This window comes from Ohtaekwangia kribbensis (assembly GCF_042676245.1).
In the GTDB taxonomy this organism is placed as follows: domain Bacteria; phylum Bacteroidota; class Bacteroidia; order Cytophagales; family Cyclobacteriaceae; genus Ohtaekwangia; species Ohtaekwangia kribbensis.
This window is the reverse complement of the sequence record NZ_JBHTKA010000008.1, coordinates 581,214-598,987: the sequence shown is the minus strand read 5'-3', so window position 1 is coordinate 598,987 and position 17,774 is coordinate 581,214. Positions and strand designations below refer to the sequence as shown.

17 protein-coding genes are annotated in these 17,774 nt (G+C 42.4%); 5 read left to right on the top strand and 12 right to left on the bottom strand.

What is annotated here, in order from left to right:
- From ACFQ21_RS23560 to recG, 3 genes are all read right to left on the bottom strand, one after another.
- On the bottom strand, window positions 1-2,658 hold the full coding sequence (locus ACFQ21_RS23560; protein ID WP_377583311.1) for a PAS domain S-box protein: 2,658 nt from the start codon (window positions 2,656-2,658) through the stop codon (window positions 1-3).
- A 78-nt stretch (window positions 2,659-2,736) separates the two neighbouring features.
- Window positions 2,737-5,487, bottom strand: coding sequence for a triple tyrosine motif-containing protein (locus ACFQ21_RS23555; RefSeq protein WP_377583309.1), 2,751 nt, complete (start codon window positions 5,485-5,487; stop codon window positions 2,737-2,739).
- Between the two features lie 81 nt (window positions 5,488-5,568).
- Window positions 5,569-7,662, bottom strand: coding sequence for an ATP-dependent DNA helicase RecG (recG, locus tag ACFQ21_RS23550; protein WP_377583307.1), 2,094 nt, complete (start codon window positions 7,660-7,662; stop codon window positions 5,569-5,571).
- A gap of 142 nt (window positions 7,663-7,804) precedes the next feature.
- Between recG and ACFQ21_RS23545 the strand changes: the two genes are divergently transcribed.
- Complete coding sequence (locus ACFQ21_RS23545; RefSeq protein WP_377583305.1) at window positions 7,805-8,059, top strand: hypothetical protein; 255 nt, start codon at window positions 7,805-7,807, stop codon at window positions 8,057-8,059.
- Between the two features lies 1 nt (window position 8,060).
- On the opposite strand, the gene ACFQ21_RS23540 is transcribed toward ACFQ21_RS23545, so the two are convergent.
- Both ACFQ21_RS23540 and ACFQ21_RS23535 read right to left on the bottom strand, forming a co-directional pair.
- Window positions 8,061-8,453: a VOC family protein gene (locus ACFQ21_RS23540; protein WP_377583303.1), complete on the bottom strand. Its 393-nt coding sequence runs from the start codon at window positions 8,451-8,453 to the stop codon at window positions 8,061-8,063.
- On the bottom strand, window positions 8,450-9,394 hold the full coding sequence (locus ACFQ21_RS23535) for an NAD(P)H-dependent flavin oxidoreductase (RefSeq protein WP_377583301.1): 945 nt from the start codon (window positions 9,392-9,394) through the stop codon (window positions 8,450-8,452). The genes ACFQ21_RS23540 and ACFQ21_RS23535 overlap by 4 nt, the downstream gene beginning before the upstream one ends.
- A 363-nt stretch (window positions 9,395-9,757) precedes the next feature.
- Here ACFQ21_RS23535 and ACFQ21_RS23530 point away from each other — a divergent pair, with 363 nt between their 5' ends.
- Window positions 9,758-10,228, top strand: coding sequence for a TlpA family protein disulfide reductase (locus tag ACFQ21_RS23530; RefSeq protein WP_377583299.1), 471 nt, complete (start codon window positions 9,758-9,760; stop codon window positions 10,226-10,228).
- A gap of 39 nt (window positions 10,229-10,267) precedes the next feature.
- Entirely contained in the window at window positions 10,268-10,879 is a 612-nt protein-coding gene (locus ACFQ21_RS23525; RefSeq protein WP_377583297.1) for a thioredoxin family protein, read from the top strand.
- Window positions 10,880-10,883: 4 nt separating this feature from the next.
- On the opposite strand, the gene ACFQ21_RS23520 is transcribed toward ACFQ21_RS23525, so the two are convergent.
- The 7 genes from ACFQ21_RS23520 to ACFQ21_RS23490 form a co-directional block, all read right to left on the bottom strand.
- The gene (locus ACFQ21_RS23520; RefSeq protein ID WP_377583295.1) at window positions 10,884-12,119 is read right to left on the bottom strand and encodes a BaiN/RdsA family NAD(P)/FAD-dependent oxidoreductase; all 1,236 of its coding nucleotides are present in this window, start codon (window positions 12,117-12,119) and stop codon (window positions 10,884-10,886) included.
- 79 nt (window positions 12,120-12,198) lie between these two features.
- Window positions 12,199-12,633, bottom strand: coding sequence for a nuclear transport factor 2 family protein (locus ACFQ21_RS23515; RefSeq protein ID WP_377583293.1), 435 nt, complete (start codon window positions 12,631-12,633; stop codon window positions 12,199-12,201).
- Between the two features lie 261 nt (window positions 12,634-12,894).
- Window positions 12,895-13,305: a response regulator gene (locus ACFQ21_RS23510; protein WP_377583291.1), complete on the bottom strand. Its 411-nt coding sequence runs from the start codon at window positions 13,303-13,305 to the stop codon at window positions 12,895-12,897.
- Between the two features lie 229 nt (window positions 13,306-13,534).
- A complete protein-coding gene (locus ACFQ21_RS23505; RefSeq protein ID WP_377583289.1) occupies window positions 13,535-14,185 on the bottom strand; it encodes a response regulator in 651 nt (216 codons plus the stop codon).
- Complete coding sequence (locus ACFQ21_RS23500; protein ID WP_377583287.1) at window positions 14,172-14,969, bottom strand: sensor histidine kinase; 798 nt, start codon at window positions 14,967-14,969, stop codon at window positions 14,172-14,174. The genes ACFQ21_RS23505 and ACFQ21_RS23500 overlap by 14 nt, the downstream gene beginning before the upstream one ends.
- Window positions 14,915-15,589: a hypothetical protein gene (locus ACFQ21_RS23495; protein WP_377583285.1), complete on the bottom strand. Its 675-nt coding sequence runs from the start codon at window positions 15,587-15,589 to the stop codon at window positions 14,915-14,917. Before ACFQ21_RS23495 ends, ACFQ21_RS23500 begins: the two co-directional genes overlap by 55 nt.
- Window positions 15,590-15,612: 23 nt before the next feature.
- A complete protein-coding gene (locus ACFQ21_RS23490; protein WP_377583283.1) occupies window positions 15,613-16,005 on the bottom strand; it encodes a hypothetical protein in 393 nt (130 codons plus the stop codon).
- Window positions 16,006-16,154: 149 nt separating this feature from the next.
- Here ACFQ21_RS23490 and ACFQ21_RS23485 point away from each other — a divergent pair, with 149 nt between their 5' ends.
- Window positions 16,155-17,294 carry a trans-sulfuration enzyme family protein gene (locus ACFQ21_RS23485; protein WP_377583281.1) on the top strand — a complete coding sequence of 380 codons (1,140 nt, stop codon included), beginning with the start codon at window positions 16,155-16,157 and terminating at the stop codon, window positions 17,292-17,294.
- A 30-nt stretch (window positions 17,295-17,324) separates the two neighbouring features.
- On the top strand, window positions 17,325-17,774 hold the full coding sequence (locus ACFQ21_RS23480) for a GNAT family N-acetyltransferase (RefSeq protein ID WP_377583279.1): 450 nt from the start codon (window positions 17,325-17,327) through the stop codon (window positions 17,772-17,774).

The window sequence follows — 17,774 nt, the reverse complement described above, 5'->3', positions numbered from 1 at the left end:
CTAACCATTGGGCAGAGTTATTTTGATGTTCGTTCCTTTACCATACTCACTGATTAACCGGATTGTACCCCGGAGTTTTTCAACGGCCTGCTTCACGATGTACATACCCAGCCCGGAACCCTGCGAGCGATCGGTGGCGCGGTAAAACATATTAAAGATCTTGTCGAGATACTCGGTCTTTATACCGATGCCGTTGTCGGTAAACTCAAGCGTTACCCTCTCGCGCGTAATGTGAATATCAATCTGAAGACGACTGCTGGTTTCCGAATTATAATATTTATAGGCGTTGGAGATTATGTTACTGAAGATGATCTGTATGCGAAGCAGATCACTTACAAAAGGAATGTCTGCTCCCTTCTCGTTAATCTCTACCTGCACTGAAGAAAAGTTATCGAGGTACTCCAACTCGCGAATGCAATTCAGGGCAACGCTCTTCAGCGGAATGGTTTCGCGAATTACATCCACGCGATTTACCCGTGCATAGTCAAGCATCGATCGGATAAACTCGTCCAGCTTTTTGATGCGCCCTTCGATCTTGTCGAGGTATTGATGATGATTGGCGGCATCGCTATCCAGGTTTGCAAGGTTGATCAACCCCATAATTGAACTCAAAGGCGAGCGCAGATCATGAGATGTTTTATACATGAGTTGATCGAGCTCAAAATTCCTTTCCGAGAGTTCTTCCAGCGTTGCTTTCAGTTCTTCTTCCTGTGCAGCGAGTTGTGAATTCTGTTGAAGAAGCTCTTCGTTCAGTTGCCTGAATTTTTCTTCGATATTCTTTCGCAGCGTTATGTCTTTGGAGAAGATAGCGACACCGGTAACTATACCCGCTTCGTTTCGAATCGGGTTAAAGGATATCTCCGCTATAATTTCATTACCGATTTGTTTTTCAATTACAAACTGTTTGCCTTTTAATGCAAGTAACAATTCATTTCGTGCACCTTTGCGAAGAGCAACCGGCAAAGCGTTTACAAAGGACTCGCCAAAGCTTATTTCAGATTGAAAAAGCGTACTCATTTTTTTAGCGTGCGCCTTGTTGAATGTTATATACCTGAGCCTGCGATCAACAGCAAATACATCGTCACTGGTACTTTCAAGGACAGCGCGAAGATTAGCGTTAATGGATTTGATGATCTCTTCAAACTGTTTGCGCTCTGTTATGTTATGAACAAATACAGCCGCTCCTTTTATTTCGTTTCCATTGCGTATAGGGTTAAACGTTGTTCGGATGTGGCCGGTAAATCCGGGATACTTGAGAAAATGTTCAGAAACAAAGTGGTGTCCTTCCAGCGCTTTTTGTATTTCGGTTTTAACCCATTTATAGTCAACTGATCCTTTCAGGTAGTTTAGTTTGTTTTTGCCGATCTCTATATCTGCACCATACAACACCTTCATGATGCGCTGGTGATTTTGATTGAATGTTATATAGTTAAAATGAGCATCGACCGCATATATAGATTCACGAGTGCTCTCCAGTACACCTCGCAGATTTGCATTCAGATGGTTTATCTTCTCCTCGGCATTTTTCAACTCGGTTATGTCTGTAATAAAACCGATGACGAATTTTTCTTTCTTATCGTTAACGAAAAGTGATTTAACCGTCAGGAGGTCGTGTTTTGTACCGTTTCGTGACGTGATCTTTTCCAGAACGCGTACAGTCTTACCGTTGTGTAACACTTCATCGTCTACTTCCCAAAAAGCATCTGCTTCTTTTCTGGGCAGGAAATCACGGTCGGTTTTTCCGCGCATGTCGTGCTGGCTACGGCCTATCAGTTCACTGAATTTTTTATTAAACATCAGCCAGCGATGCTTTTCATCCTTTACAAAGATGGGAGCAGCTACCGTATTGATGATGTTGTTTAGAAAGTTGCGTGATTCTTCCAGTGCTGCAGCGGCTTCTTTCTCCGATGATATATCGCGTATCGTACCAACAAAGTAATTGTCTTTGCCTTCGTGCTTCAGCAAACTGATGTTGATAACACCTGAGAAAGTCTCCCCGTTTTTTCTTCTGAACGATGATTCAAACTCTTTTAGTACCGGACCTTTCCGCAGTACGCGCAAAATCTGTTCATGATCTTTTTTATATCGATATATAGCCTGCGTCTTTATCTTCTGTACAGCCGAAAGATTTTTATACCCAAACATGCGCAGAAAGGCTTCATTAACATGAACAAATTGTCCGCGCAATATGCCCATGAAAATGCCTTCTGATAAATTTCGGTTGATGCTCTCCAGCAGTTCCTGGTTGTGCAGTGCTTTTTCGGCTGTTATCTTTTGCTCGGTGATGTCGCGAAAGTTTGATACGATGCCTTCTATACCAGGTATGTGCGAGAAGTTGGTGAGTACAGATTCGGCCCAGATATAGTATCCCTTCTTATGACGTAAGCGTTGAATCAGTTTAATGCTTTTGCCCGGAGTTTTACGGAGCTTGATAAAGGATTTACGGGCATCGGTTATATCATGCGCATGAACAAAGAAGGTTCCGTTTTTACCGAGTACTTCTTTCTCGCTATAGCCACAGACTTTCTTGACAGACTTACTCGCGAATTTTATATCGCCTGCTGTATCGTACACTACAATTCCTTCATATGCATGCTCGATAAGCGCCCTGAAGCCACTCTCACTTAACGTAGATGCTTTTTCTCTGGCCGATTTCACAATTTCCTTTTCAGTTAAGTGCAACGCTGCAAGTCATCTTCTCAGAACCCGTACTATATATTCGTGCTTTTGCGTGGGTCAGGATACATTATCTTTTCCGCGCGAAATACCGGCTTTGGGTTCCAGGAAGCGATATAGTCTGCTTGAAGGATCTACCGAACGAAACATTAGGTTGCGCAGGTAGCCTTCCACCGGCAAAATTAGAAATGCAATGACTACTTGTATGAAGAAATCAGTAACCGGACTCTCTTTTGTTTCAAAGGTAGCACTGGCCACTGTCTGGATGAACTGAATGAGCATGATGATGGTAAGCAGTGACAACAAACGACTTATAATGCGATACCGGTTGCTGAGACGGAACGATAAGAGTACAAGGCCTGAGAACACAAAAAACTCAAGCGCATAAAACCACGGGCGCTGCCAGTAAGGTGGAAGAACTTCAAAGGTAACATTTGCCAGTTCATGCACTTTACCAAAAATGTCGCGCGACTGTACCATCAATATGTAGTCATCCGCAGGCAGGTATGGATAATTGATGATGTAGTTGTTGGTAGACCACTCTGACCAATCTTCGTCAAGACCTTTCAACCTGTATCGATACTCTATAGACTGTGGCGCAAGAAAATCGGGTTGAATTACCTCGAACGTAACAGTGCTTTTATTTTGCGATACTTCAAAGTTGAGTAAATCTACTTTCGTATCGTTATTGCGGACAGCACGCAGCAAAGGCTGATTGCCGGCTTCGTAAGGAGTAAATTTCTCGCCGAAGAATTTATAGAGCTCGTTGTTCTCGGTAATCAGCCACAGGTTTTCAGCATTCTGGTCAATCGAAACAAAGCGGAGGTTCTGCAATAAATTCAGAAGCTGTAGGTTGCTTTGACCGTGTGCTTTACCCAGAATGTTCCATGCGTGATTGTCGTTGTAGAGTATATTTTCTCCGTCCGAGAAGTAATGTATCGGTTTGGCAAGCGAGTCAATATGCTCAAATATATTCTTCTGGCGGTCGAAGCGAAGAAACCCCTGGTCGTTAGCCAGTATAATATCGTTATTCCAGTGTATACAGGTAATGTTATTATAGGTAGGATTATCAATCGATATAGTTTGTATGTTCTTTACCTGCCCGTCTGCTATATCCAGACGATATGCTTTGTCAAGCGCACAGAGCCAGAGTTCATGACCAATACCATCCACCATTGCATCAATACGGTCGTCTACATTTTCAAGAAAGTTTAACGACTTCCACTGGTCATCTTCAGTTGGTTGAAACACGCGCACTTCGCTGGCATATGTAGAGAAGAGCACTACGTCGAGGTTGGCAGAAGCATAGCCGGTTAATATAGGTTCCTCCAGAATTGGTTTCGCGGTGAGTTCATTTATTTCAAATGCACCGGCAAGTCCGGCAGCAATCAGCTTACCATCCAATTCGAAGAGCTGCGTTACTTTGGCATCTATACCATTAACCTTTTTATATACATATTGGGATGAGCGCAAAACCCGTTGTGTCTTTTTTACGGAGCGATATGTTTTTTTAGGACTTGAGTCTTTGGGGGCAGCTTCATTATCCTTCGCGGTGGTACTCTTGTCTTTTTCGGTTGCTGTAGTCTTTTCTTCATCGCGACTTCTGCGGAAGAACTGAAGGAATCCTTTTTTCTTTGACTCCTGTGATGGATTCGCCTTTTCATCTTTACCAGCTGGCGTTTTTGTTTTACCAGAAGGTTGAGATTTGTTGGGTTTTACTTCTACTTCTTCGTAGTACGTTATCTCGTCATATACTTCTTCTTTTTCAAGGCGAAATAAACCAAGCGATGTGCCTACATATTCTTTTCCTTCGAACGATGTGGCGCAAAGTAAATTTCCGGCAAGTCCGTTATAATGACTGAACGAACGAAAAGGAAGGTACGGTGCCACGCGCGTAAATCCGTATTCATGTGCAGCCCATACACACAAGCTCTTGTCGAGCATCAACGTATATACTTCATTATCCGGCAGGCCTGTATTATAGTTAACGATCTCTTGTGTATTTCCGGAACCCGACTGTACGAAGATCATACCACCGCGCAACGTGCCGAGTACAAACAGGTCGCGGTTTACCCAGTTTCCGTTTACCACTACACTGGCATCGGCATATGCCTGGTCTTCCATGTTCAGCTCCTTCATGCGAAGATCTTCGCCTGTAAGCAGCACCTTATTATTGGAGAGACCAAGTATATAGAAGTTATTCATTCCGCTGGAGAAAGTAACGTCTGCATCCGCAGGGATATCCAGTGCAGACCTCAGTAGCTTATCATCGCCTACTTTAAAAATTCCTCCGCGTTGTGTATTGATATATACTGCTCCGAATAATTCAAATATAGTTCCGAACGAACCGGTAAGGTTGGATGCTTTTATGATCGTTACAGGTTGATTCTTTTGCTCGATATATACAGCCTGTTCGGTAACGAAATATAGCTTGTCGTTTACAATCAGATTTTTATAGACATCAGATACGCCTTCGCCTGAAAGTACCTTCAGTTTGTGATCGCCCGGTACACTGGTATCAACTTTGCCATAACCGTTTGTGCCGCTCCAGTATATTTCCTTTTGCCGGTTTAGCTGAAGGGAGTATACAGCACCATTGCCAGAGATCAGATCCCAGTTGCGTCCGTCAAATTCAAGCACACCGCTTCGCGTTGCGAAATACATCACACCACGATCGCCCTGCACCATATCAAAACAGACATTGCTGAATCGCTCTTTTCCGGGCGAGTAATGGGAGAGAAAATAATTACCGGTTTGGCTATAGGATTTGAAAAAGCCTAGCAGCAGAATGAAGCAAACTATGTGACGCATGCAGGATGAGCTTAGCAGTAAAGGTAAAGAATGGTGGAGGTTAATCAAATAGAAGACACTGGCATTTAGAGGCTTGCAGATTTAGCTGATGCGGCTCCAGTTAACAACTGTCTTGCGCATGGATTCTATTTGCGTGCGAATTACTTTGTTATCGGGCTTTTCCAGTTCCGGGTCCTGGTTTAAAACTTCAATGGCTTTTTCGCGGGCTCGCTGTAAAATGGCGCCATCCTTGGCAAGGTCCGATATCATCAAGTCGAGTGCACCACTTTGTTGTGTACCCATCAGGTCTCCCGGCCCGCGGAGCTTAAGATCCGTTTCTGAAATTTCGAAACCATTATTGGTTTTCACCATCGTATCGATCCGTGCTTTTGAGTCTGCGCCTAATTTATAGTCGGTCATCAAAATACAGTATGATTGCTCGGCTCCGCGACCAACACGACCGCGCAACTGGTGAAGCTGTGAGAGCCCGAAGCGCTCCGCATTTTCAATAACCATCACCGAAGCGTTGGGTACATCTACGCCAACTTCGATAACCGTGGTGGCCACCATAATTTTTGTTTCTGCCTTGATGAAGCGCGCCATCTCAAAATCTTTTGCTTCAGGCTTCATCTTGCCATGCACTATACTCACTGCTACATCCGGAAAGGCACGGCATACACTTTCATAGCCATCCATCAAATGTTTCAGATCCAGTTTTTCAGATTCTTCAATCAGAGGATATACCATATATACTTGTCGGCCCGCTGCTATCTGGTCGCGCAGAAACTGATTTACCTGCAATCGGTGCGCATCAAACCGATGTATAGTCTTGATAGGTTTTCTTCCGGCCGGTAACTGATCAATTATAGATACATCGAGGTCGCCATACAAAGTCATGGCCAGAGTACGCGGTATAGGTGTGGCCGTCATTACCAACACATGCGGATATAGGTCTGCATTTTTCTGCCAGAGTTTAGAGCGCTGTGCTACACCGAAGCGATGTTGTTCATCCACGATCGCAAGACCAAGATTTTTAAATTGTACTTCTTCTTCCAGCAGGGCATGTGTACCAATAAGTATTTTCAATTCGCCTGAACGAAGTGCTTCATGAATTTCTTTGCGTGCTGATTTTTTTGTGGAACCTGTTAGTAAAGCAACGGACAAATCCATTTTATCAGCATAGCGCTTTAAACCATTATAGTGTTGCTGTGCAAGAATTTCCGTTGGTGCCATGAGTGCAGCCTGTGCACCGCCACTGACTATAACGAGCGTACATATAAAGCCTACAATAGTTTTACCGCTTCCTACATCGCCTTGTAAGAGGCGATTCATTTGTTTGCCGGATTTCAGGTCAGCATATATTTCCTTGATTACTTTCTTCTGTGCGTCTGTTAAAGCGAAAGGTAAATGTTCGTTGTAAAATTTAGTGAGCAATGAAGTATCCTGAAATACTTGCCCGCGAAATTTCTCCTGGCGCACAAGCTTCATCTTGAGCAGACGAAGTTGAATGTAGAACAGCTCCTCAAACTTCAATCGCTGTTGTGAACGAATGAGTAAATCTGTACTCTTTGGAAAGTGTATATTTAGCAACGCTTCCCTTTTGGCAATGAGGTTTTCACTACTCAACAAATGTGAAGGAAGTGTTTCACGAATTTTATCGTTGGCTTGTGCTAACAACTCCTGCACCAGCTTCGCTATAGCTTTACTATCGATATGTCGTGTTCGCAGCTTCTCGGAGAGCGGATATACCGGGTGCAGAAATCCGCCCTGCTCATTCTTTTGCGTTAAAACTTCAATCTCTGGATGTGCTATATTAAACTTGCTGCCAAAGCGAGCGGGTTTTCCGAAGATAACATAGGAGACACCAACTTTTAACTTTTCGTTAATCCAGTTAATTCCCTGAAACCAAACTAACTCCAGTTCGCCTGTTTCATCGCTTACATGTGCTACCAAACGTTTCTTAAATCCCGCTCCAATTAATTCTTTCTTTCGAAGTATACCTTTCACCTGCACAAAAGGCAGGTCATCGGATAGTTCTTTAATACTGTAAAATTTTGTGCGGTCTTCGTATCGGAAAGGGAAATGCTGGATCAGATCACCGAACGTAAAAATATTCAGCTCCTTGTTTAATAATGACGAACGCTGCGGCCCCACGCCTTTCAGGAATTCTATAGGGGAATCAAAAAAATTAGCCATTCGTTGTTACTTCTTCAAAACAAGTTTATAAATAATAACGTATTGCACACAAAGAGAATTTAATTTTGCTCTTAAAATAAGAAGTGGAAAAGACGGGTTACTAAACAAACTATAGTACGATCAAGTAAATGTTGTATCAAGTATGAAAGCGGAGATTAAAATTTACAAGGGGATTGAGTACGTGCAGGTAAATCTATTACCAGCCGAACAGCAGAATATTATCTCAGAAACATTGAGTAACAAACTTTATATCAAAATTCTTATTGACGGTAAAATTATAGGTAACTGTCTTCAGTATAAGGATTATGAATTATGGTATAACAATGTTTATCGTTTACCACACAAGCGTTCGGACGCTGTTATGATTGAAGAACTCGAAGAGTCTTTGAAAGACTAGTCTAGTCCCAAATACCTTTATCCGGAACAACCTCCAGTATGTTTCCTTCCGGATCTTCAAAGTAAAATGATTCTTTCCCGCTTTTCCAGATCACCTGGTCTGTTATAGCTATACCTTTTGCCTTGATCTCTTCTTTTGTTGTGTTATACTCCTGCGCTGGAACTTCAAAAGCAAAATGTAGTTTACCGTTTCCATAATGTGCCGGTGGACTTGTTTTATGCATTGAATCATCCGGGTTAAAACATAACAATACTGAACTGCCGGCACGAAAGAATATATGTTTATCCTTTACGTAGCTGATTACAGGCAAGCCCAATACATCGCTGTAAAATTCTTTGGCTTTATCCAGGTCGCGTATGTATAAACAGGTTTCTTTTATTTTGATGAGGTTCATAAACAAAGCGATTGTTTAACCGAACTATACTCTTGCCACATTTGTGTGAGAATTGTTGCCGCAGGCTCAATGGAATGTATACCAGCTGACACCTGACCGATTTCAAGTTCACCATCTTCCAGGTTTCCTTCAAACATTCCACGCTTGGCTCTGCGCGTGCCTAATAAATTTTCGAGTTCTTCTTTAGTTGCACCGCGTGCCTCTGCTTCTTGCACTTGCTGATAAAATTTATTCTTAATGAGACGCACTGGGGCAAGCTGCTTAAGTGTTAACACTGTTTCGCCTTCACCGGCCTCCGTAATTTTCTTTTTGAAAAATTCATGTGCGGAAGATTCTTCACTTGCAGCAAAGCGACTCCCCACCTGAAAGCCATCGGCTCCTAAAGCTTCGCAGGCAACCATTGCTCTTCCACTCGCTATACCTCCTGCTGCTATCAATGGAATGCTGACAGCATCGCGCACTAAAGGTATAAGAACAAGTGTAGTGGTTTCTTCTCTTCCGTTATGTCCACCGGCTTCGAATCCTTCTGCTACAACAGCATCTGCACCTGCCTGCTCAGCTTTGCGTGCAAACTTTATACTCGATACAACATGCACAACAGTTACACCTTTGTCTTTTAAAAAACCTGTCCATGCAGACGGATTACCTGCGGATGTGAAAACAATTTTTACCTGCTCATCAATGATCACCGTCATGAGCTTATCTATCTCCGGGTATAGCAAGGGTACGTTTACACCAAAAGGTTTTTGTGTTGCAGCTTTACACTTGATGATGTGCTCACGCAGAACTTCAGGATACATCGAGCCCGCACCGATCAGTCCTAATCCACCGGCATTGCTTACAGCCGATGCGAGACGCCAGCCGCTACACCAAACCATGCCCGCCTGAATGATAGGTATATCAATGTTGAAAAGGTGTTTAACACGATGTGTTGGCTTCATGGAAACAAGACTTAGAATTTGATTATTTCAGTTCACTTTATGCTGCCATTATACCATTTAAAACATTACCTTCTATGCCCTATATTTTGCATATTCAGGCGAGGCCTTAAAAGTTGTCCACAAAGAATTGATTTAGAAAATCCATTGTAACTTTTTGATTGTGTGTGCTTTAAGTGATAATACTATGGTAATGTGGATAAGTACTTAGTTTTGTGGATTACTTTTACTTAAAAATATTACATCTTCTAACTACCTGAATTTTAAGGTTTTCTTGGTCTGGTTTTTTCATCTGTTTGTCAAGTTTATACACATTTACAGATGGAATTTTAAACAGCCCTGGGTGATAAACGTTATCATGAAAATATGAGAAAAATAGCTCTTATCGTGTTCGTGTTTTTTTGTGCCTGTCAAGTTCGAGCACAGCAGGTTGAAGTAGTGAAATTTGATCGGCTTCAAAATGTAATAGACAGCAAGACAGATAAAATCCAGGTTATAAATTTCTGGGCAACATGGTGTGCTCCGTGCGTGAAAGAACTTCCGCTTTTTGAAAAATTGAATGCGGATAAAAAAGATGTGAAAGTAACGTTGATCAACCTCGACTTTGCTGATAAAGAAAAAAAAGTAGAATTATTTCTCTCCAAAAAGAAAATGACAACAGAAGTATTGCTGCTGGACGAAATAGATTATAACACATGGATTGATAAAGTAGATCAAAGCTGGGGCGGTGCTATACCGGCTACACTCATCATCAATCCCAAAAATGGTAAACGAAAATTTATTGAACGAGAACTTCAGGAAGGAGAACTGCAAAAGCTTCTGGCAGAAGTTGAATAAATCTTATTACTTTATTGTACGATTAAATCTGATCCGATTATGAAAAAAACAAAATTATCTGCACTGCTAGCGTTATCGCTCGTATTGTTGTTTGCAGGCCGCGCACCTAAATATGAAATAGGTGATTCTGTAACAGATTTCAAGCTGAAAAATGTAGATGGTAAAATGGTCGCGCTCTCAGATTATAAATCTGCCAAGGGTGTGATTGTTATTTTCGATTGCAACACATGTCCATACTCAAAAGCATATAACGAACGTATACAGACGTTGAATAAGAATTATGCTTCAAAAGGATTTCCGGTTATCGCTATAAATGCTAACAGCCCTGAATTATCTCCAGGCGATTCATTTGAAGAAATGAAGGCTGTAGCAAAAAAGAAGAACTATGAGTTTCCATACCTCATCGATGAGACACAACAGGTGGCAAAATCTTTTGGAGCTTCTAACACACCACACGTTTTTGTATTGCAACACGTGGGTAGTGATTTTAAAGTGGCTTATATAGGAGCGATTGATAATAACACACGCGATGCTGCTGCTGCCGATAAAAAATATGTTGAAGAAGCAGTAGATGCATTACTGGCTGGTAAAGCTATACCCACTGAAAAAACAAAAGCGATTGGCTGCGGTATTAAATGGAAGAATGTATAATTGTTCAGACAGCGTTACGTTCTGAAATTTTTCTGGCTGCTATATACGATGTTGTCCACGCTGCCTGAAAGTTATAGCCTCCGGTTTCTCCGTCAATATTTAAAACCTCTCCTGCAAAGAAGAGGTTTTTTATTTTCTTACTCTCCATAGTTTCCAGGTCTACATCACCGAGTGCTACACCACCACACGTAACAAACTCTTCCTTAAAAGTTGTTTTACCTTTTATCTGAAACGAAGAGCGAATGAGACCTTCAATTAATTTATTGATGTTCTTTTGAGGAAGCTCGGCCCATATTTTCTGTTCATCAATTTCTGCAAGTGAACATAGCAGTTGCCACAGGCGGATGGGAAGTGCAAACAACGGATTATTATATACTTTCTGCTTGCCGTGCTTTGCTTTATGATTGATAAGCTCTTCGCGAAGTATATCTTCTTTTACATTGCCGATCCAGCTTACAAGTGCAGTAAATTGATAGTTGATCTGGTGTAGATACGCTGCCGCCCATGCCGATAATTTTATAACGGCAGGTCCGCTTAATCCCCAATGTGTAATGAGCACCGGGCCTGACTGTGAGAATTTGGTGGAAGCAATCTTTACTTCTGCATTGGGCACTGCTATACCCATGAGTTCTTTAAATTGTTTCTGCGAATCGTTGAATGTGAAGAGCGAGGGTATAGGAGGAATAACCTGATGTCCGAGGTTTTGTATCCATTGATAAAATTGCAGATTCGGATTCCCTCCGGTGGCCAGCAAAACTTTTTTAGCTATATATACTTTGCCCGAAATGCATTGTATGTGCAGGTGACCTTGTTGTTGTGTTATACCGGATACGGCTGTATCAAGCTCTATTTTTATTTTGTGTTTTATAGCTTCGTTCAGAAAGCAGTCGATTATAGTTTGAGAGCTGTCGGTGATGGGAAACATTCTTCCATCGTCTTCAGCTTTCAACGTAATACGTTTCGATGCAAACCACTCGACTACATCTTGTGCCTGGTATTTTTTGAATAAACTCTTTAGTGGTTTTTCTCCGCGAGGATAATGTTTCGCCAATTGTGTGGCATCAAAGCAATGTTGGGTAACATTACAGCGGCCTCCTCCGGATACTTTTACTTTGGAGAGAAGCTTGTTTGACTTTTCAAGAATGAGAACGGAGAGTTCCGGATTTAACTCTGCTGATTGAATAGCGCCATAAAATCCTGCTGCACCTCCACCAATTACAATCAGATCGAATGAATTCATCTTCCAAATCTAATGTATACCGGCAAACTGTACCAACAGGATTTTTAAGACAGCATAGATGTTACCGTTAATTTGCAGACTATGGATGGCGGTAAAATGATTTACTTATAATGCGCCATCCTTCTGAGAACTTGTGCAGAACAAGGTAATCGGTAAAAGTTCGTTTACCCTCACGGTAAAGATCAAGTTTAACCGTAGCCGCCGTTCCGGTTATATCGACATTGATAAATTTACCTTCGGCCTTTGGTACAGGAGCACTGTTTTCACTTTTTCTTTTTTCAATGGCAGCGATCCATTCTTCTATCGGATACGGCTTAACATCATTCTCGATTACACGAAGCATGGTAAAGCTTGGATGGAATCCCTTGCGAATGGCATCCGTGCTTCCTCCGTTTTGAATGCCATCGATATACGCAGACGTGATTACCTGTTTGATAGCAGCTTCATCGGATTGTGCATGAAGTGAAAAACTGAAGAGTGCAAGCATGCACAACAGCATGGTTCTGGTTTTCATAGTAATGTTTGAAGTTTTGATCTTACTATATACCTATAGATCGGTATACAGGTTGCTTCTTCCGGATGAAAGATGCTCTGGTATATATCAATAGCAATTGATTCGGGATGAAGGGCACCCTCCCTCACTCCGGGCAGTGAGCCCGGTGCGAGAGGGGAAACATTCTTTAGATTAAAGTGCCAACTCTTTCCGCGTGCAGGATAGAATGTTAGGCAGAGGGGTCTTTATATTCAACACGCTAATAAATCAAGAGGAATAAAATCAGTTGAGTCGAGTATTTGAGAGCAGATCATTCCAATCTTTATCTGCTTCCGGTTTTACGTTCTCCTGTACAATCTCAGCTAACCGGTTATCAACATCACCTGAAACGAGCATGGCAGCAACGCCCAGTGCATTGCCGAGGTGTTGTGTCTTTTCATCAACTTCATCGGCTAAAAATATAACCGGCGTATTACGGTTTACGGAATGTGTTCGAATAGAGCGAACGAGTTCAAAGCCTGTGACCACAGGCAGGTCAGTGCCGCAGATTATCAGATCGAAATGTTCGATTCGCGAGGTTAGGAGCCCATCCAAACCAGACTCGGTGTGAAGCACAACGGGATTACATCCGCTAAGCACTGACTTAATTTGTACAACGGTTTCTTTCTGCCTGTGAACCACAAGTATCTTCATTACTTGAAATGTCGCCGTGTTAAACATCTAATTCCCTAAACCTTTTAGGAAAGTTCGCTATTCGCGTGCACTTCAGATTGGGGTAGAGCTTCGGAAAGAAATTATGTGTTTAAACGAATCGCACGGAATACGCTGAAACTGAAGAGAATAAAAAAACATGCCCAACCGGTCGGGGGTAAAAAACTACTATGAAAATAGTACAATTATACTAGTGAGGGTTTGAGGAAAATCAGGAGACGATGCCCGCTTCGTAGGCATATTTCACCAATCCAACGGTGTTATTGACCCCAATTTTCTCCATGATGTTAACCCGATGATTGCGAACCGTGTTTTCACTGAGCGATAATTTCTGGCCAATTTCACGGATTGTAAGTTCGCGGCATATCAGTACCAGAATTTCTTTTTCGCGGTCGGTAATCTCAGCGTGTTTGAAATGTGGGCGTTGTCCTGCTTTTTTTTCGGTTATGTTTTTGCGAAGTACAGAGGCAACCAGGTCGTTGTGGTAAAAATCTTTTTCTGCAACCGAGTAAATCGCCTTTTCAAGTTCGTTGGGCTCAGTGTTCTTCAGCAGAAAAGCATGAACACCCATCTCCATCATGTGCAGTATATACTTGTGGCTATCGTGCATGGTGAGGATGATGATCTTAACTTCCGGATGTTTTTTAATGATCTGTTCACAGGTTTCTGCGCCATCCATTACCGGCATCTGTAAATCTACAATAGCAACATCGGGCGTGTCGTATTTGATCAGGTTCAACAGATCTTTTCCGTTCTCGGCATCCTTTACTTCCTCCACACGTTCGAAGCTGCCCAACAGATTTACCATAGCCTTACGAAAAAGCGTGTGGTCGTCAGCTATATATACTTTAAACTTTCTCATAAGGTACAACGAGGGTTATCTTGCTTCCTATCGCTCGCTCTTTGTCAAAAAATACAGTGGCCCCTAAAACACGGGCACGGTTCTCAATGTTAAATAAACCCAATCCTCTTCCACTCTGCGCAGAGTTTTTTATAGCATCCGGATCATATCCTATACCATCGTCTTCTACACAAACCGAGAGTGAATCATCGCCTGTAAGTGTTACCTGGATGAGCGATGCTTTAGCGTGCTTCATAGCATTGTTCAGGAGTTCCTGTACGATACGGAAAAGCATGAGTTCTCTACTTTTCTCGAAGCTACGAACTTCTCCCTGTTCAACGCAATGAATCGGTAAAAGAGAAGTTTCGTGAAAACGTTCGCACAGTTCTTTTACTGCCGGAGCAAAACCAAACTTTTCCAGGGTAGAAGGCATGAGTTCGCGGCTGATGGAACGCACCGATGAAATAGTATCATCAAGCATTTGCTTGGGCTGATCAAGACTATCGGGGTTAGGCAACTGTCTGGCTACTGTAATTATACCCACACGGATCGTAGAGAGCATCGCTCCTATGCTATCGTGCAGTTCTCCAGCCAGCCTTCTGCGCTCTTGCTCCTGCGACTCGAGTGCCGATTCCATCATCTTCTGCTGGTATATAAGTTCGAGTTGCTGACGCTTGAATTGCTCCTGGATCATCTTCTTCTGGTAAAATACCATGAAGAGAATGATGGCAATAGCAAGCAATAGCATACCTACGGTACCGAGGGTGATGAGGAGGGCGATTTGATATTCCGAAGGTCCTGCCATAAGCCTATCATCACAACCATATGTTGGATGATGTACATGATAATTTGAAATGTACCGTAAAACAAGAAATCATTATGCAAAACTTCAACTAAATAGGTAGTAAAAACAGAAAGAAAAAGTGTTCCGGCATTAAAAATTAATATAGACGTACAAAACCAGAACATGGGCAGGCGATGCAGCTGCTGCGCGGGCAGATCAATAAGCAGCCTGTAGAAGTAAAGTATACTGAAGAACAGAAAGATAATGGCGCTGCCGATCTGGTTATAGGAGTTGATATCTTTCTTCTGAACAAAGAGCAGATTGCAGATGGCCGCGAGTGAAAACAACACACAGAGCCATGTTATCATCGTTTTGTATTTGTTCTTCAACGACAGGTTGAACAAAACACAGGTGATGATGAATATTAAAATGAATGAGATGTGACTGGGTATGTTAACATCCTTTCCCCGTAAGGGCAGAAAGTATACAGCGAAATCGCCTAACATACTCAGTAGAAAAGCCAACCCTATCAGCTTGACTTCTATTTGTCGCTTGTCAAAAAAGATGAACGACAGAATAACGATCAGGGCCGACAGGGTTGTTTGAGTTTTAAACAACAACAGAAATGACTCTAGGGTCATAGCAGTTATCAATGATTAAAATTTTATTTAGGGCAATAAGGCGGGCACAATGCTCCGTCATCGTACGACATGTCTTTTGTTAGCGCCTGCGCACTTGTCGTTGTTGCTGCAGCGGTGGCTTTGTTGGCATCGTCTGATGTCCAAATGAGTGTACCATCTTCGGTGGTTGGTACCATTACCAACTGGATTGTTTCTTTTCCATCGAAGTTAGGGTTGGGTTGATAGGTGAGGAAGAAAGTGATACCTGTACTTCCGTCTTCTGCGAGCATTTTTAAAATAGCATCGCGACCAAAGAAGACAGACTTGGTGTCAACATTCGGATCCTTTCGGAAGTGTTTGTCGAAATTCTTGATCCACTTTTCCGCATTACTTTTGGAAGTCCGTTTTCCAACATTAGGCTTAAAATCCTTTGCCATAGGTAAAAAGGTTATGGTTAAACATAGCCGAAAAGTATTGAAAAAAATTATATCAAATTTTTTGGAGCCTGTTTGAAACCTATCTTTGATACCGTGCGATTGAACACGGTCGCTATAAATATCAGGTCTATTTTACTGACGTCACTTCTATGAAACACACCAGTCATTCTAAATTAACACTCAGTGTACATGCCGGCTCACCCGGTGACAATGTCTATAAAGGTATGGTTACTCCGGTTTATCCTTCATCTGCTTACGACTATGAGGATATGCCGGCAACACTATATCCGCGTTACTTCAACACACCCAACCAGAAAGCTGTTGTGGAAAAGATAGCGGCTCTTGAAAATGCTGAAGATGGCGTTGTGTTCAGCTCCGGCATGTCGGCCATCATGACGTCCCTGCTGGCTGTGTTACAACGGGGTGACCATGCGGTGTTTCAAAGCGATCTCTACGGAGGCACTCACTACGCTATTGTTACCGAGTTTCCACACTACGGTATAGATTATACATTGGTAGATGCCAGTATACCTGAGAACTTTGAGAAAGCGATCCGACCCGAGACGAAAGTAATTTTTATCGAAACACCTTCTAATCCAACACTCAAAATTACTGACATAAAAGCTGTGGCAGAAATAGCGAAGCGTCACAATATTGTTACCATCATCGACAATACATTTGCTTCACCGGTAAATCAAAATCCCATCGATCTGGGCATCGACATAGTTACACACAGTGGTACGAAATATATAGGCGGGCATAGTGATATCTGTTGTGGTGTAGCGGTAACATCGAAAAAATATGTTGAGAAGATCCTGAAGAAGGCAATCAATACCGGTGGTGCACTGGATGCCCATACATGCTGGCTTGTGGAGCGAAGTTTAAAGACGATTGTGTTGCGTGTCCGCCAGCAGAATTATAACGCACTGGCAATCGCAGAATATTTAAAAACAGATTCGCGCATTGGTAAAGTATACTATCCCGGACTCACGGACCATCCCGGTCACGCGCTCGCGAAAGCCCAGATGCCCGGCGGCTTTGGCGGTATGCTTTCGTTCGAGGTAAAGAACAGCGCAACTGAATTTACACATAAACTAAAACTGATTAAGCGAGCTGTTAGTCTCGGGGGTGTTGAGTCTACCATTACGAGCCCGGTAAAAACATCGCATGCTAAAGTAAGCGCTGCTGATCGTGCCGCCATGGGTGTAACGGATAACCTGCTGCGCTTTTCAGTAGGTATAGAAGATACCCAGGACCTGATCAATGATATAAAACAGGCGCTCGCTTAAATTAATTTTCTATTCAGCATTCTTAAAGTAATGATAACAATACGAAAGGCAACCCTTGCCGATATATCTTTTCTGGTAGACTTTCAGCAGAAGCTGGCCCAGGAAACCGAAAATGTTACGCTGGATACCGTTGTACTTCACAAAGGAATGCAGGCCTTGTTTGACGATCCGTCAAAAGGATTTTATAATGTAGTGGAAGACAACGGTACGGTTATTGGCTGCCACATGATAACGTACGAGTGGAGCGACTGGCGTAATGGCCTTGTATGGTGGCTGCAATCAGTTTATGTTATTGAAAGCTATCGCAAGCAAGGTATATTTAAACTGATGTACGAAAATATAGTGAACATCATTCAGAAAGATCCTTCGCTGATCGGACTGCGGCTGTATGTTGACAAGAGCAACGCCCGCGCAATGAAAGTATACGAATCCATTGGCATGAATGGTGAACACTACACCGTTTATGAATGGATGAAGTAA

Excerpts from the sequence above, each read along its gene's own strand:
- ACFQ21_RS23520 (WP_377583295.1), bottom strand. The coding sequence starts at position 12,119 with ATGAATTCATTCGATCTGATTGTAATTGGTGGAGGTGCAGCAGGATTT.
- ACFQ21_RS23485 (WP_377583281.1), top strand. The coding sequence starts at position 16,155 with ATGAAACACACCAGTCATTCTAAATTAACACTCAGTGTACATGCCGGC.
- ACFQ21_RS23535 (WP_377583301.1), bottom strand. The coding sequence starts at position 9,394 with ATGAAGCCAACACATCGTGTTAAACACCTTTTCAACATTGATATACCT.
- ACFQ21_RS23515 (WP_377583293.1), bottom strand. The coding sequence starts at position 12,633 with ATGAAAACCAGAACCATGCTGTTGTGCATGCTTGCACTCTTCAGTTTT.
- ACFQ21_RS23480 (WP_377583279.1), top strand. The coding sequence starts at position 17,325 with ATGATAACAATACGAAAGGCAACCCTTGCCGATATATCTTTTCTGGTA.
- ACFQ21_RS23510 (WP_377583291.1), bottom strand. The coding sequence starts at position 13,305 with ATGAAGATACTTGTGGTTCACAGGCAGAAAGAAACCGTTGTACAAATT.
- ACFQ21_RS23490 (WP_377583283.1), bottom strand. The coding sequence starts at position 16,005 with ATGGCAAAGGATTTTAAGCCTAATGTTGGAAAACGGACTTCCAAAAGT.
- ACFQ21_RS23500 (WP_377583287.1), bottom strand. The coding sequence starts at position 14,969 with ATGGCAGGACCTTCGGAATATCAAATCGCCCTCCTCATCACCCTCGGT.
- ACFQ21_RS23545 (WP_377583305.1), top strand. The coding sequence starts at position 7,805 with ATGAAAGCGGAGATTAAAATTTACAAGGGGATTGAGTACGTGCAGGTA.
- ACFQ21_RS23555 (WP_377583309.1), bottom strand. The coding sequence starts at position 5,487 with ATGCGTCACATAGTTTGCTTCATTCTGCTGCTAGGCTTTTTCAAATCC.
- ACFQ21_RS23530 (WP_377583299.1), top strand. The coding sequence starts at position 9,758 with ATGAGAAAAATAGCTCTTATCGTGTTCGTGTTTTTTTGTGCCTGTCAA.
- ACFQ21_RS23540 (WP_377583303.1), bottom strand. The coding sequence starts at position 8,453 with ATGAACCTCATCAAAATAAAAGAAACCTGTTTATACATACGCGACCTG.
- recG (WP_377583307.1), bottom strand. The coding sequence starts at position 7,662 with ATGGCTAATTTTTTTGATTCCCCTATAGAATTCCTGAAAGGCGTGGGG.
- ACFQ21_RS23525 (WP_377583297.1), top strand. The coding sequence starts at position 10,268 with ATGAAAAAAACAAAATTATCTGCACTGCTAGCGTTATCGCTCGTATTG.
- ACFQ21_RS23495 (WP_377583285.1), bottom strand. The coding sequence starts at position 15,589 with ATGACCCTAGAGTCATTTCTGTTGTTGTTTAAAACTCAAACAACCCTG.
- ACFQ21_RS23505 (WP_377583289.1), bottom strand. The coding sequence starts at position 14,185 with ATGAGAAAGTTTAAAGTATATATAGCTGACGACCACACGCTTTTTCGT.